Genomic DNA, 14,583 nt, shown 5'->3' with positions numbered 1-14,583 from the left:
CTTGGCACCCGGAGCACCAGGCGCGCCGTTGGGACCGGGAGCACCTGGAGCACCCGGCGAACCGTTAGGACCAGGCGCACCGTTGGGACCGGGAGCACCCGGAGCACCCGGCGAACCGTTAGGACCAGGCGCGCCATTGGGACCGGGAGCGCCCGGAGCACCCGGAGCACCCGGCAAACCGTTAGGACCAGGCGCACCGTTGGGACCGGGAGCGCCCGGAGCACCCGGCGAACCGTTAGGACCAGGCGCGCCATTGGGACCGGGAGCACCCGGAGCACCCGGCGAACCGTTAGGACCAGGCGCACCGTTGGGACCAGGCGCACCCGGAGAACCGGCAGCACCAGGAGGACCAGCCGGGCCACTCGGCCCAGCCGGGCCACTCGGCCCAGCCGGGCCACTCGGCCCAGGGGGGCCGACAGTGCAGGCCGCCCTCGTGATGGTGTTGTCGTCCAGAGTGACGGCGCCGTTGCGCGCCAGGGCGCGGCCTTCGATCACCGAGGCGTGGTTCACGCTGATGGACGTGAGGGCCAGGATATTGCCCTTGAAGAAGGAGTTGACGTCGATGGTGGCGGAGCTACCGACCTGCCAGAACACATTGCAGGGCTGTGCTCCGTTGACCAGGCTGACGACACTCGACGGAGCCGTGATGAGGGTGGAGCCGATCTGGAAGATGAAGACGGCGTTCGGGTCGCCCATGGCGTCGAGAGTGACGGTCCCGGTGAGGTTGAGCGACGAGCTCGCCTTGTAGACGCCAGGCGTCAGCGTCAGTCCGCCGATGTCGCCGGGAGAGGTCAGGATGGCCGTGGGGGCCCGACCGGCGGCGTCGTTGTAGGCGATGACAAGGTCGGACTGGGCTTGCGCCGCCTGCGCATCGTTGACGTGCTGAACCCCGTTCACGGCTCCAGGGGGGAAGCCCGTCACGCTGGTGCCCGGGAAGAGCCCCAGGTCGCCGTTGATGACGCTGGAGCCGGTGTTGGTGACGGTTGAGCCCGCGAGGACCGCATAGCTGGTGTCGGTCCCCAACCCCACTTGTGCCGTTGCGGCATTCGCGGGAATCGTGGCCAGACCGGCCGACGCAAGCAACGTCAATCCGGACAGCAGGACGAACGTTCCCGCGAGTCGAGATCGTCTACGCCCTCGTTCTGGTGGAGCGGACAACATGGCATCGACTGCCATAGGACAAAGACCTTTCTTGTCGCCGCTGAACTCCGTCACCCGAAGGGGGGATTCGGAGCGCCGCTGGTGAGCTTTCGGTCCGGCCCCACCCCTCGCACTCGCGCCGGAGGCGCCACGAAGAGCGGCTGCCGGCCAGGCGAGGTGATGAGGAGTCACCGACTAACTACACCGTGCAACAACAACATAGAAAGAAGAGACTGATAAAGATGCAACGGAGTGACGCACCAGCGCCGATCGGGGAGATTCCCCCCGCCTCGGCATGTCGTTCGCCTGTGACCGAGCGACGGGGGCATACTTCGCGTCCGCTGCCCAGGTCGCCACCGGCGCCATAGCAGAGTCTTACCGAGGAGGGGCTCGGCTGGTTCCCGACCTGGCGGCTCTCCCCGGGAGAGAACAGGGAGCCGCGGCAGGAACACGACGTATGGGTATTCCTCCGGGACGGCGGCCTGCGCTGCCAGGTCATCGACGCCATCCAGGCCCCCGACGGCTCCGACGTCCCCACCGTCATGAACGGCCTGCTCGTCGGCCGTCCCCAGGACCTCTCCCCGGAGCACAAGCTCGGCCTCATCCGCGAAATCCTCGGACTCTGACGCACACCCGAGAAGTCCGCCGGCCGACTCCACCTGCGCACCCGCATGTTCGAGGCGCTGCGCCGGACGCCCCTTCCGGGATCCCAGCGCAGCGCCTCGGTACCTGCGGTCAGTCCGCCATCGGCAGGTAGACCTTGTTGCCGTGGGCCTTGAACTCCTCGGACATGGCCTGCATGCCGGCCAGCGCCTCGGCGTCGAACTCGGTGCCGACGGCCGTCGCGCCGTCGCCGTGCTCGTCGCGGATCTTCTGCGAGATCTTCATCGACGACAACTTCAGTCCGAAACCAGCACATCGCGTCTGAATGCGCCGACGTGATGCCTTCTGGGCGGCATCGGGGCGCGACTCGGGGACGGCTCGGCGTGCCGTGGCAGGGTCAGCGCCGCGGGTAGACGAGGACGGGGCCGATGCCGGTGTCGGTGCCGAAGACCGCGGCGTCCGCACCGATCAGGTCCGGGACGAGTGTCCCGGCCGGGAGCGCGGATGCCTGGCCGGTGGCCAGGACGACCGAGGTCGGTGTATCGCTCAGGCCGCCGGTGTTCTGGTCGGGTGTCTTGGCGTTGCCGTACGCCGTTCCGTCCTTGTCCACCGTGGTCAGTTGAACGGGGTTGCGGGCGCCGGTCGCCTCGAAGCAGTAGCCCTTCTTCGCCTGAAGGTCGAAGACCGCGAAGTCGGCGATCAGGTAGCGGCCGTCGGACGACAGTCGGGGCGTGGCCTTCTTCCCCGTGCACTCGACCGTGGCGAGCACTTGGCCGGTCCCGCCGTCGTGCACGGCCCAGACGGACCTGTCGTTGTCGTGCCCGGTGGACGGCCACGCGGCCACGACATGGCCATCGGGTGATCCGTAGGCCGTCACTGTGCTGGAGCCCACGATGGCGCTCGCCCCTGCGGGTACCACGTCGCCGCTGAACCAGCCGCCGAGCGCCCAGAAGGCGCCCCGGCCCTGAACCAGCGGGCCGGCCGGGGTCAGCGCTGTGACGCCCGTACTGGTGTTGCAGGAGCCGAAGGCCAGCTCGCAGGGCTTGGGGGCGTTCAGGGCGGCGTTGTTCCGGTCGTACGTGGTGACCTGGCCCGAGAGCACGTCCACCACGGCCGTGGACCGGCCCAGTTGCACCGCGGTGAGGCCGCCGTCGCGCTGAACGCCGTAACCGGTGGCCTTGTCCGGGACCGTGGTCTCCTTGACCGGCGCCGCCTCACCGCTGGACGCCGTGTCGTACGCGGCAAGCCGTGTGACGCCGCTCGCCCGGTTCACACCGTCCCCGCCTTCGGTACCCGTGACCGCGAGGACCACGTATTCCTTACCGGCCTTGTGCGTGACGAACACCATGGCGTCGGCGTCCAGGCTGTCGCGCGTGGGATTCGCGACCGGCTTGCTCCGCCAGCGGATCGCACCGGTCTTCGCGTCGTAGGCGAGGACGCTGGCGGTCTTCTTGTCCTCGGAGATCGAACGGAACAGGATCAGTCCCGCGTCGGATGCGACAGCCGGACCACGCAGGTTCCCGTCCTTGCCCGCCTCGACCTCCCATCCCCTTGTACTGTCGAACGCCGCCGGAATCGGTTTGGCCGGCGCGGCAGACCGGGACGGCACGGCGGACTGGGACGGCACGGCAGCCGAGGTCTGCGTCCGGGACTCCTTGGGATCACCTGGACCCGACGAACCTCCACACGCGGTGAGTGAGAGTGCCGCGAGCGTCACGAACGCTCCCGCCTTCGCCACTGATCCGACCATGCGCTTCCCCCAAAACCAGCTCTGCGCAGCCACTATGACGGTACGACAGGTTTCCCATTTCCAGCACGGAGAACCGTCCCACCATGGCAGCACCCGGCCGCCCGCCTCGTCCACGGGATTTCGGGTGCCCGGAGGGAGCCCCGGAAACAGCGGAGCGCCGCCCCGAGGTGATCGGGGCGGCGCTCAGGTGTCCTGGGTCAGTCGGCCATCGGCAGGTAGACCTTGTTGCCGTGGGCCTTGAACTCCTCGGACATGGCCTTCATGCCCTCGACAGCCGTCTCGTCGTACTCCGGCGAGGCCTGGCCGTTGCCGAACTTCTCATTGATGGTTTTGCTGATCTTCATCGAGCAGAACTTCGGGCCGCACATGGAGCAGAAGTGGGCCGTCTTGGCGGGTTCGGCGGGGAGGGTCTCGTCGTGGAAGGCGCGGGCGGTCTCCGGGTCGAGGGCCAGGTTGAACTGGTCCTCCCAGCGGAATTCGAAGCGGGCGTCGGAGAGGGCGTCGTCCCATTCCTGGGCACCGGGGTGGCCCTTGGCCAGGTCGGCGGCGTGGGCGGCGATCTTGTAGGTGATCACGCCGGTCTTGACGTCGTCCCGGTTGGGCAGGCCCAGGTGCTCCTTGGGCGTGACGTAGCAGAGCATGGCGGTGCCCCACCAGGCGATCATCGCGGCGCCGATGCCGGAGGTGATGTGGTCGTAGCCGGGGGCGACGTCGGTGGTGAGCGGGCCGAGGGTGTAGAACGGCGCCTCGTCGCAGATCTCCTTCTGGAGATCCATGTTCTCCTTGATCTTGTGCATCGGGACGTGGCCCGGGCCCTCGATCATGACCTGGACGTCGCGCTCGCGGGCGATCCGGCCGAGCTCGCCGAGGGTCTGCAGCTCGGCGAACTGCGCCTCGTCGTTGGCGTCGGCGATCGAGCCGGGGCGCAGGCCGTCACCGAGCGAGAAGGTGACGTCGTAGGTGGCCAGGATGTCGCAGAGTTCCTCGAAGTTGGTGTAGAGGAAGTTCTCCTGGTGGTGCGCCAGGCACCAGGCGGCCATGATCGAGCCGCCGCGGGAGACGATGCCGGTCTTGCGGCGGGCGGTGAGGGGGACGTAGCGCAGCAGCACGCCGGCGTGGACGGTCATGTAGTCGACGCCCTGCTCGCACTGCTCGATGATGGTGTCCCGGTAGACCTCCCAGCTCAGCTCCTCGGCCTTGCCGTCCACCTTCTCCAGGGCCTGGTAGAGCGGCACGGTGCCGATCGGCACGGGGGAGTTGCGCAGGATCCACTCGCGGGTGGTGTGGATGTTGCGGCCGGTGGAGAGGTCCATGACGGTGTCGGCACCCCAGCGGGTGGCCCAGGTCATCTTCTCCACCTCCTCCTCGATCGAGGAGGTGACGGCGGAGTTGCCGATGTTGGCGTTGATCTTCACCAGGAAGTTGGTGCCGATGATGGCCGGCTCCACCTCCGGGTGGTTCACGTTGACCGGGATGACGGCCCGGCCGCGGGCCACCTCGGCGCGCACGAACTCGGGCGCCAGGCCCTCGCGCAGTGCCACGTATTCCATCTCGGGGGTCACCACGCCCCCCTTGGCGTAGGCGAGTTGGGTGACGGCGACACCGCCGCGGCCACGCAGCGGGCGGCGCGGGCGGCCGGGGAAGACGGCGTCCAGGTTGCGCAGGTTTCCGCCGCGCGGCGCGGTGTGCTTGATCCCGTCGTCCTCGGGGCGCGCCTCGCGGCCGTCGTACTCCTCGACGTCGCCGCGCTGGCGGATCCAGGCGTCGCGCAGCGCGGGCAGGCCGCGTCGGACGTCGGGCTCGTACGACGCGTCGGTGTACGGGCCGGAGGTGTCGTACAGGGGGACGGCCTTGCCGTTGGTGAGCCGCACCTCGCGGTAGGGGACCCGCAGGTCGGGGCGGGATCCCTCGCGGTAGGCCTTGCGCCAGGCCGGGGTCGGGTAGCCGGTGCGCTCACTGCTGGGGGTGCTCTGGGCAGGCTGCGGCTGTGCTTCGAACGTGGTCATCTGACCTCTACTCCCTACGCCGGCATTACCCGGTCCAGGTTCCTGCGGTCGACGCAGCCGTCGGTCCGTCCGTCGACGGTCCGGTCAGCGTCCTCTCAGCCCGGTGCTCCGAGCTCCCGCGTCGCAGGCGGTGTTGCCTGCACATGACGCCCAACACCGTAGCGAGCCGATCGCCGCAGGTCCAGAGGGGGTCCACGGGTGACGCCACGGGCGGAGCGACGGGCACGCCCACCGGCGGATCCCCTCGGCTCGGGGAACGCCCGAGGCCCGGCTCCCCGTGACGGGGACCGGGCCTCAGGGCGGCGATGGAGGAGCGGGGTCAGCTCTTGGCGGCCTTCTTCACCAGGATCACCACGGCGGCCGCGATGCCGACCACCACCAGCAGCTTGATCGCGATGCTCAGCAGCGCCCCGACGACGCCGAAGACGAAGGCGACGACGTTCCAGGCCAGCACCAGGACCAGCACCGGGATGACGATGTTGCGCACCCACGAGGGCAGCGACTTCCAGAGCTCAGCCATGTCCGTTCCTCTTCTCCCCTTGGGTCGGCCGCCGTCCGGTGCCGCATCCCGCTTGCTTTCGATACTTCGATCGTACGGGGGCCCGAGTGCCGGAACGAGGCCCAACGGCCCGGAGAGAACCCCGAGATCACCCCGACCCCGACCCCCGGGGACACCCTCCGCCGACCTCCGGGGAGATCCCCTAGAAGGCCCCCGAGGTGGCCCGCGCCGCACCGGCCGGGAACCGGTCCACCGCCGGTCCGCCGCTGGTCGGCGGCCGGTCAGACGCCGGTCGGACGCCGGTCAGACCGGCCAGCGCTCGCCGCGCCAGGCGGCGTCCCAGAACATCCACTCGTAGCGCGAGGTGGTCACGAAGTGCTCGACCACCTTGCGGCGTTCGACCGGGGAGAGCTCCTCGCCGAGCCGGTCGGTGAGCGCCAGCACCCGGCGGACCACCGACTGGAACGCCTCGTCGCCGTAGGTGGCGATCCACTGGGCGTAGAGCGGGTCGGGGGAGCCCTGGGCGAGCAGCGCCTCGCCGACCCGGGCGTAGATCCAGTAGCAGGGCAGTACCGCGCCGACGGCCTCGGCGAAGGAGCCGCCGTAGACGGTGGCCAGCAGGTAACTGGTGTAGGCCCGGGTGGTGGGCAGCACCAGTTCGGCGGCGGCCTGCGCGGCGGTGCCGCCGAAGGCGGTCAGGAACTCGGCGTGCATGCCCTGCTCGGCGGCCAGCGCGCCGACCGCGTCGTCGGCGAAGGCCCGGACGTCCTCCTCGCCGGGCGCCTTGGCGGCGCAGACGGCGAGGGCGCGGGCGTAGTCGCGCAGGTAGTGCGAGTCCTGGACGACGAAGTGGCGGAAGGCCTCGCGCGGCAGGGTGCCGTCGGTGAGGCCGGCGAGGAAGGGGTGGGCCAGGATCTCGGCGTAGACCGGCTCGATGGCCGCCCAGAGTTCTTCGGTGAGGCTGCGGGTCATACGAACGACCCTAGACGGCCGGGCCGAAGCCCAGGCCCCGGTGTTCAGTCCCCGGGGTTCAGGCCTCGGGCGGCGAGAACACGACCAGGACCCGCAGTTCCTCGGTGATGTGGTGGAACCGGTGCGGGGTGCCGGCCGGGACGTACGCCACGGTGCCGCGCGCGACGGTCGCGGTCTCGGTGCCGACGGTCAGCTCGGCCCGGCCGCTGATCACCTGGTAGATCTCGTCCTGGTCGTGCGCGGTCTGCGGGTCGGTGTCGCCGGGGGAGAGCGCGTACAGCCCGGCGGACATCCGTGGTTCGCGCAGGAACCGCAGGTACGCGCCGTCGTTGGCCGCCCGTTCGGCGTCCAGTTCGTCCAGCCGGAACAGCTTCACCGGCGCCGTCCTTCCTCGTTCGTCCACCTCCGGAACCAGGGGCATTCAACACCAACCCGCCGTGGGGTGGTTCCCCCGGGAGGGTGGTGCCTGCCAGGCTTGGGCGGCATGAAGGGTTTCGTCATCAAGACACTGATCAACGCGGCGGCCATCTGGGTCGCCGCCTGGATCGTCAGCGGCATCCAACTCGCCCAGGGCAAGGCCGACTGGCAGCACAAGGCACTCACGGTGCTCGGCGTCGCCGTCGTTTTCGGCGTCGTCAACTGGCTGATCAAGCCGGTGGTCAAGCTGTTCTCGTTCCCGCTGTTCATCCTCACGCTGGGCCTGATCACCTTCGTGATCAACGCTCTGATGCTGATGCTGACCTCGTGGGCGTCAGGGCGGCTGGAGCTGGACTTCCATGTGACCAACTTCGGGGCCGCACTGGTCGGTTCGCTGATCATCAGCCTGGTGGCCTGGGGCCTGCACCTGGCCCTGGACGACGACTGACCGCCGTCGTGCGCGTACGCGCGAGGGGCCCGCACCCGGTGGACCGACCGGGTACGGGCCCCTCCGTCGTTGCGGCGACCGCGCCCTCGGCCGCTCACGCCCCCGGCCGCTCACCCCGCGTTCTCGCGCCCTCTGAGGATCTCCGCGAGCTCGGCGTCGAGCTCCCGCCCGGTGAGCTCCTGCCCCATCGGCACCAGCCGGTCGGTGCGCGCCAGGAAGGCGGTCAGCGGCGCCGACGGGGTCCGCAGCACCGCCTCGCCGTGGGGGGAGCTCAGCACGATGCGGACCTCCGAGAGCTCCTCGCCGACCGGGTGGACGTGCACGTCGCCCTCGCCCGCCGGGCCGCCGATCCCGTCGAGCAGCAGCTCCCGCGCGAAGAACCAGGTGACCGGCGCGTCACCGGGCAGGTGGAAGGCGAACCGGACCGCGTACGGATCGTCGGCCCGGTACGTCACCTCCGCCGGGATGCGGACGGAGAGCTCGTGCGAGACCACGAGGTTCATCACCAGGTGACCCTGGACTGTGCTGTGCTGCATGGCGCCAGTACCTCTCGTTCTGCCCGGACGGCCGGTACGCCGGGTCCGATGGCGGCCGGACACGGTTCGACGGTTTTACGACGGTTTCGCGACGGCGTTTCGACCCATTCCCCGGGTTTCGACGCATTCCCGGCGCGGGAGACTTCCGCACAACGCTCCTGCCCCGGAGGTGGCCATGGACCCCGAGAACCGCACCCCGCCACCGCGCCCGGTCGTGAAGCGCACCGCGCGGGCGATCCTGCTGGAGCTGGACCCGGACGATCCGTACGGCCCGGCCTCGATCGTGCTGATCCGGCGGGTCCGGCCGGGCGCGCCGCACCCGTACTGGATCACCCCCGGCGGCGGGGTCGAGCGCGGCGACCGGACGGTGGTCGAGGCGCTGCACCGCGAGGTGGACGAGGAACTCGGCGGCAAGATCGTGGACGTGGTGCCCGCCTTCGTCGACACCATCAGCCACACCCACCACGACGACGGCACGCTCCTGCACCCGCACGGGGTCAAGGTGCAGCACTTCTTCGTCTGCCGGCTCGCCTCGATGGACCTCAGCCGGCGGCACGGGCCGGAGGTGACGGAGCCGAACGGCGAGTACGAGGTGGTCCGGCTGCCGTTCACCCGCGAGGGGGTCACCTCGGTCAACGTCGTCCCACCCCGGCTGCGGTCGTACCTGGCGGCCAACATCGAGGGCATCCGCGCGCTCCTCGCACCCGATCTCGGGTGATCACCCGGGTCCTCAGCCCGCCGCCAGGTCGCCGACCAGGTCGTGCCGGATCCGCTCGGCCGGCACGCCCGACCGCAGCAGCACCCCGACGCCCCGGCGCACCATCGCGGGCGGTCCGCTGAGCAGCGCGTCCCGGCCCGTCCACGGGCCGAACCGGCTCACCACCTCGGGCAGTTCACCGGTCAGCGCGCCCTCGGCCGGGCCGGTTCCGGACAGCACCGGGCGCACCGTCAGCCAGGGGTGGGCCCGGGCCAGCTCGCGCAGCCCGTCCAGCTCGTACAGCTCGGCGGCGCGGCGGGCGCCGTAGAACACCTCGACCCGGCGGCCGGACGCGCCGCGCTCGGCGACCTCCTCGACCAGTGCGCGGATCGGCGCGATGCCGGTGCCGCCGCCGAGGCAGAGCAGGTCCGCGCCGGCGGTGTGGTCGACGGTCATCGAGCCGGCCGCCGGTCCCAGCCGCAGGACGTCCCCGGGCGCGGCCCGGTGGACCAGCGCGTTGCTCACCCAGCCCGCCTGGACGGCCTTGACGTGGAAGGTCAGCAGCCCGTCCGGGCGGGGGGCGGAGGCGAAGGAGTAGTGCCGCCAGACCCGGGGCCACCAGGGCGTCTCCAGGCTGGTGTACTGCCCGGCGCGGAACGGGTACGCCTGGTCCGGGCGCACGGTGATCACCGCGATGTCCCGGGTGCGGCGCTCGTGCCGGACCACCTCGCCCTGCCACCAGGGCGGCGAGGTGCGGGCGGCCTCCTCAGCGGCCTCGATCATGATCGAGGAGATCAGCCGGTAGGCGCGGCGCCAGGCCAGCTCGGTGTCGGCGTCCCAGCGGCCGCCCGCGTACCGGGCCAGCGCCTGCACCAGGCACTCCCCCACCGGGGCGTAGTGGCCGGTCAGCGTGCCGTACCGGCGGTGGCCACGGCCGAGCCCGCCCAGCCTGGCGCGCAGGGCCACCGGGTCCTCGGCGCCGCGCGCGGCGGCCAGCAGGGCACGGAACAGCCGGTCGCGCTGGACGTCCATGGCGGCGGGGAAGAGCGAGCGGACCTCGGGGTGGTGCAGGAAGAGCAGCGCGTAGAAGTGCGCGGTGGCCCGGTCGGCGACCGGCTCGACGGCGGCGAGGCTGGCCCTGATCAGCTCGATGTCCCGGGCGGTGAGCGGCAGTTCGACGGCGGGGACTTCCACGGCGGGGACGGAGTGCTCAAGGGCGGGGACGGCGGGCGGGCGGGGCTCGGCGGACACCGGTACCGCCCCCCAGGCGTCGCTCCAACTATCGCCCGGACCAGACCAGTTGAGCCCGGGCGCATCGGCGAACAGCGGACGGAAGGCGGGCGAGGTGCCGGTGGTCGAGACCGCCTCCGGGTAGGTCGGCGCCGGGACGGCCGACGGTTCGAACGGGACGGCCGGCGGCACGGATGGCATGGCCGGGATCGCCGGGTTCAGCGGGCGGACGGCCTCCAGGTTTCCCACCGGTTCCGCCACCGGCGGCAGGTCCGGCGGGTCCAGCGGCATCGGCGGCCGTACGGTCCCCTCCGTCGACGGCGCCTCCGTCACCATCACTCCCTCGGGCGGGAGCTCCGGCAGGCCCGGGACGGAGGCGACCCCCGCCGAGCCGTGCCCGGTGCGGACCAGAAGTGTTCTGCGGGACTTCACCGCTACGTTTCGAGTACCCAAGAGAATCGTTTCGCCTCCGGCCGGCCTGCGCCACCACCTGGCTTGTCTCTGCTGACGCCTAGGCAGCGTGGCACGCCCGAACTGCTCATCCGACAAATCACGCGAAGCCCGGACACCCGGTCCGGGAACGCGCTACTCTCACTCGATCGCGGTTGCCCTGGGTGGCCCCCCGTCCACCCTGGGCAACCGCCGTCTGCTCGCGGCGGGCGCCCTCAGAGCTGCCGCAGCAGCATCCCCGGCTGCTCCACGCAGTCCGCGACGAACCGCAGGAAGCCGCCCGCCGTTCCGCCGTCGCAGACCCGGTGATCGAAGGTGAACGACAGCTGCGTCACCTCGCGCACCGCCAACTCCCCGTTGTGGACCCAGGGCTTGGCGACGATCCGGCCGACCCCGAGCATCGCCGCCTCGGGGTGGTTGAGGATCGGGGTGGAGCCGTCCACGCCGAACACCCCGTAGTTGTTCAACGTGAAGGTACCGCCGGTCAGTTCGGCCAGCGTGGCCGAGCCACTGCGCGCCGCCTCGGTCAACCGGCCCAGCTCCTCACCGAGTTGCTCGGTGCTGCAGGCCTGCGCGTCCCGCACCACCGGGACGACCAGGCCGCGCTCGCCCTGCGCGGCGAAGCCCAGGTGCACCGCCGAGTGCCGGACGATCCCCGAACCGTCCTCGGTCACCGAGGAGTTGAGTTCGGGGAAGCGCGCCAGCGCGACCGTGCAGATCCGCGCCAGCAGCGCCAGCACGCTCACCTTCGGTCCCGGCGTCGCGTTCAACTGCCGCCGCAGTGCCATCAGTTCGGTGGCATCGGCGTCCACCCAGCAGGTCGCGGCCGGGATCTCCCGGTGGCTGCGGCTGAGCTTCTCGGCCACCGCCTTGCGCAGCCCGCGCAGCGGGACGACACCCTCCTGGACGGCCGCCGGGAGCACCGCGGCGGGAGCCGCCGGCGCGGCCACCTTGGCGGCGACCGCCCGTTCGACGTCCGCCCGCATGATCAGCCCGTCCGGCCCGCTCCCGGTGAGCGCGGCCAGGTCGACCCCCTGCTCCCGGGCCAGCCGCCGCACCAGCGGCGAGATCACCGGCACCACGACCGGACCGGCGGGGACCGCCGCGACCACGACCGGAGCAACCGGAGCAGCCGGAGCAACGGGAGCAACGGGAGCGGCTACCGCCGAACCCACGCCGACCCGGCGCCGCCGACCGCCCTTCCCGGTCTCCGCGACGCCGTACCCGACCAGCGGCCGCTCGACCTCGGCGGAAAGCCCGGCTGAGGACCCGGCAGTCGACCTGGCAGTCGACTCGACAGCAGGCACCTCCGAGTCCCCGCCCGCCGACGCCACCGCGACCGTCACCAGCGGCGCGCCCACGGCGATCTCCTCGCCCTCCTCGCCGTACCGCGCGGTGACCACCCCGCCGTACGGGCAGGGCACCTCCACCACGGCCTTGGCGGTCTCCACCTCCACCACCGGCTGGTCGACCGCGATGACCTCGCCGACCTCGACCATCCAGCGCACCACCTCGGCCCCGGTGAGTCCCTCACCGAGGTCGGGCAACCGGAACTCCCGCACGACGGGCATCATGCTCAGTCCTCCCACTGCAGCCGGGCGACCGCGTCCAGGATCCGGTCCACCCCGGGCAGGTGGTGGTGCTCCAGCATCGGCGGCGGGTACGGGATGTCGAAGCCGGTGACCCGCAGCACGGGCGCGGCCAGGTGGTGGAAGCAGCGCTCGGTGACCCGCGCGGCGATCTCCGCGCCGGTGCCGCCGAAGCCGCTCGCCTCGTGCACCACCACGGCCCGGCCGATCGAGCGCACCACCCGGCAGACCGTCTCGTCGTCGAACGGCACCAGGGTGCGCAGGTCGAGCACCGCGAGGTCCCAGCCCTCGGCCTTCGCCGTCTCGGCCGCCTCCAGGCAGACCGGCAGCGAGGGGCCGTAGGTGATCAGCACGGCGGACGTCCCGGTGCGCCGCAGCACTGCTCGGCCGACCGGTTCGACCGGCGCCGCCGGGTCGAACTCGGTCTTGCCCCAGTAGAGCCGCTTGGGCTCCAGGAAGATCACCGGGTCGTCGGAGGCGATCGAGGCGCGCAGCAGCCCGTACGCGTCGGCCACCGTCGCGGGCGTGACCACGTGCAGGCCGGGGGTGCTGGTGTAGTACGCCTCGGAGGCGTCGCTGTGGTGCTCGACCCCGCCGATGCCGCCGCCGTACGGGACGCGGACGGTGATCGGCAGCGGGAGCCGGCCCGCCGTGCGGTTGCGCATCTTGGCGACGTGCGAGAACAGCTGCTCCAGCGCCGGGTAGGCGAAGGCGTCGAACTGCATCTCGACCACCGGGCGCAGCCCGTACATCGCCATGCCGATCGCGGTGCCGAGGATGCCGGCCTCGGCCAGCGGGGTGTCCAGGCAGCGGTCCGGGCCGAACTCGGCGGTCAGGCCGTCGGTGATCCGGAAGACGCCGCCGAGCGCGCCGACGTCCTCGCCGAGGACGTGCACCGCCGGGTCCTCGCGCATGGCGTCCCGCAGCGCGGAGTTCAGCGCCTGCGCCATGGAGGCGGTACGGGAAGAGACAGCTGTGGACATCAGTGCTGCACCTCGGCCTCGGCGGCCAGCTCGGCGGACAACTGGGCGGCCTGCTCCCGCAGCTGCGGGGTCGGCTCGGCGTAGACGTGGGCGAACAGCGACATCGGGTCGAGTTCCGGGTCCGCGTGGAACTCGGCCCGCATCCGGGCCGCCAGGGCCTCCGCCTCGTCCGCCGCGTCCTGCACCAGCCGGTCGTCCAGTGCGCCGAGTTCGCGCAGCGCGCGCTCCATCAGCAGGATCGGGTCGTGCTCCCGCCAGGCGGCGACCTCGGGCTCGGTGCGGTAGCGGGTGGCGTCGTCGGCGTTGGTGTGCGCCTCGATCCGGTAGGTCAGCGCCTCGACCAGGGTCGGGCCGCCGCCGGTGCGGGCCCGCTCGACGGCCTCGGCCAGCACGGAGTGCACGGCGGGGGCGTCGTTGCCGTCCACCAGCCGGCCCGGCATGCCGTAGCCGACGGCCTTGTGGGCCAGGCTGGGCGCGGCGGACTGCGCGCTGAGCGGGACGGAGATCGCGTAGCCGTTGTTCTGCACCAGGAAGACCACCGGCGCGTTGAGCACGGCCGCGAAGTTCAGCGCCTCGTGGAAGTCGCCCTCGCTGGTGCCGCCGTCGCCGAGCATCGCCAGCGCGACGGCCGGCTCGCCACTCAGCCGGGCGGCGTGCGCCAGCCCGACGGCGTGCGGGGCCTGGGTGGCGAGCGGGGTGCAGAGCGGGGCGGTGCGGGTGGCGCGCGGGTCGTAGCCGGTGTGGGCGTTGCCGCGCAGCAGGGTCAGCGCCTCCAGCGGGTCGACGCCCCGGGAGACCACGGCGAGGGTGTCGCGGTAGCTGGGGAACAGCCAGTCGCGCTCGCCGAGCACCAGCGCGGCGGCGACCTGGCAGGCCTCCTGGCCGGTGGACGCCGGGTAGACGGCGAGACGGCCCTGCTTGGTCAGGGTGGTCGCCTGCTGGTTGTAGCGGCGGCCGACGACCAGACGTCGGTAGAGCTCGCGCAGCAGCGCCGGCTCGTACTTCTCCAGCGCGGGGGTGCCGAGCACCCGGACGGGGGAGAGGTCCGGGAGTAGGGGGGCCGGGTCGGTGCGCGGGGCGGTGGCCCCGGGCGACCAGCCGGGCACGCCTGTGTGGTGTCTGTGGTCGAGAACGGTCATCTCGGGGCACCTCCAGGGGTTGCGGGGCTCCCTACCGATTGTTCGGTCGTCTGTTCATCTTGACCAGAAGCGTGACAAGGTGGTGGACATTCGGCCTGAGTGGCGGTCGACTGGCGGCAGTACG

14 protein-coding genes are annotated in these 14,583 nt (G+C 71.6%); 2 read left to right on the top strand and 12 right to left on the bottom strand.

Annotated elements, in window-relative coordinates; translation table 11 throughout:
• From ACZ52J_RS03670 to ACZ52J_RS03640, 7 genes are all read right to left on the bottom strand, one after another.
• On the bottom strand, nucleotides 1–1,161 hold a 1,161-nt coding region (locus ACZ52J_RS03670), incomplete at its 3' end, for an ice-binding family protein (protein WP_465615865.1).
• Nucleotides 1,162–1,875: 714 nt separating this feature from the next.
• On the bottom strand, nucleotides 1,876–2,028 hold the full coding sequence (locus ACZ52J_RS03665) for a thiamine biosynthesis protein ThiC (RefSeq protein WP_465615509.1): 153 nt from the start codon (nucleotides 2,026–2,028) through the stop codon (nucleotides 1,876–1,878).
• Nucleotides 2,029–2,140: 112 nt separating this feature from the next.
• The gene (locus ACZ52J_RS03660) at nucleotides 2,141–3,370 is read right to left on the bottom strand and encodes a hypothetical protein (RefSeq protein WP_465615507.1); all 1,230 of its coding nucleotides are present in this window, start codon (nucleotides 3,368–3,370) and stop codon (nucleotides 2,141–2,143) included.
• Between the two features lie 320 nt (nucleotides 3,371–3,690).
• On the bottom strand, nucleotides 3,691–5,499 hold the full coding sequence (gene thiC, locus ACZ52J_RS03655) for a phosphomethylpyrimidine synthase ThiC (protein WP_465615505.1): 1,809 nt from the start codon (nucleotides 5,497–5,499) through the stop codon (nucleotides 3,691–3,693).
• A gap of 319 nt (nucleotides 5,500–5,818) precedes the next feature.
• A complete protein-coding gene (locus ACZ52J_RS03650; RefSeq protein WP_360498092.1) occupies nucleotides 5,819–6,019 on the bottom strand; it encodes a DUF5326 family protein in 201 nt (66 codons plus the stop codon).
• Between the two features lie 282 nt (nucleotides 6,020–6,301).
• Nucleotides 6,302–6,970, bottom strand: coding sequence for a thiaminase II (gene tenA, locus ACZ52J_RS03645; protein ID WP_465615503.1), 669 nt, complete (start codon nucleotides 6,968–6,970; stop codon nucleotides 6,302–6,304).
• Nucleotides 6,971–7,028: 58 nt separating this feature from the next.
• On the bottom strand, nucleotides 7,029–7,346 hold the full coding sequence (locus tag ACZ52J_RS03640) for a cupin domain-containing protein (RefSeq protein ID WP_360498096.1): 318 nt from the start codon (nucleotides 7,344–7,346) through the stop codon (nucleotides 7,029–7,031).
• Between the two features lie 108 nt (nucleotides 7,347–7,454).
• Between ACZ52J_RS03640 and ACZ52J_RS03635 the strand changes: the two genes are divergently transcribed.
• Nucleotides 7,455–7,835 (top strand): phage holin family protein, encoded by a 381-nt coding sequence (locus ACZ52J_RS03635; protein WP_465615501.1) that lies wholly within the window; start codon nucleotides 7,455–7,457, stop codon nucleotides 7,833–7,835.
• Nucleotides 7,836–7,945: 110 nt separating this feature from the next.
• On the opposite strand, the gene ACZ52J_RS03630 is transcribed toward ACZ52J_RS03635, so the two are convergent.
• On the bottom strand, nucleotides 7,946–8,371 hold the full coding sequence (locus ACZ52J_RS03630) for an SsgA family sporulation/cell division regulator (protein ID WP_465615499.1): 426 nt from the start codon (nucleotides 8,369–8,371) through the stop codon (nucleotides 7,946–7,948).
• A 175-nt stretch (nucleotides 8,372–8,546) separates the two neighbouring features.
• Here ACZ52J_RS03630 and ACZ52J_RS03625 point away from each other — a divergent pair, with 175 nt between their 5' ends.
• Nucleotides 8,547–9,089, top strand: a complete 543-nt coding sequence (locus ACZ52J_RS03625; RefSeq protein WP_465615497.1) for an NUDIX domain-containing protein — start codon at nucleotides 8,547–8,549, stop codon at nucleotides 9,087–9,089.
• A gap of 12 nt (nucleotides 9,090–9,101) precedes the next feature.
• Here ACZ52J_RS03625 and ACZ52J_RS03620 read toward each other — a convergent pair whose 3' ends face one another.
• The 4 genes from ACZ52J_RS03620 to pdhA form a co-directional block, all read right to left on the bottom strand.
• Entirely contained in the window at nucleotides 9,102–10,730 is a 1,629-nt protein-coding gene (locus ACZ52J_RS03620) for a globin domain-containing protein (RefSeq protein WP_465615495.1), read from the bottom strand.
• Nucleotides 10,731–10,963: 233 nt separating this feature from the next.
• The gene (locus ACZ52J_RS03615) at nucleotides 10,964–12,319 is read right to left on the bottom strand and encodes a dihydrolipoamide acetyltransferase family protein (RefSeq protein WP_465615863.1); all 1,356 of its coding nucleotides are present in this window, start codon (nucleotides 12,317–12,319) and stop codon (nucleotides 10,964–10,966) included.
• 5 nt (nucleotides 12,320–12,324) lie between these two features.
• On the bottom strand, nucleotides 12,325–13,320 hold the full coding sequence (locus tag ACZ52J_RS03610; RefSeq protein ID WP_360498106.1) for an alpha-ketoacid dehydrogenase subunit beta: 996 nt from the start codon (nucleotides 13,318–13,320) through the stop codon (nucleotides 12,325–12,327).
• Nucleotides 13,320–14,459: a pyruvate dehydrogenase (acetyl-transferring) E1 component subunit alpha gene (gene pdhA, locus ACZ52J_RS03605; protein WP_360498108.1), complete on the bottom strand. Its 1,140-nt coding sequence runs from the start codon at nucleotides 14,457–14,459 to the stop codon at nucleotides 13,320–13,322. The genes ACZ52J_RS03610 and pdhA overlap by 1 nt, the downstream gene beginning before the upstream one ends.
• Nucleotides 14,460–14,583: the final 124 nt, after the last annotated feature.

It is taken from the genome of Kitasatospora sp. NPDC034035 (genome assembly GCF_055575755.1).
Note: the sequence above shows the minus strand (reverse complement) of the source record. Positions and strands in the feature narration are given on the sequence as shown.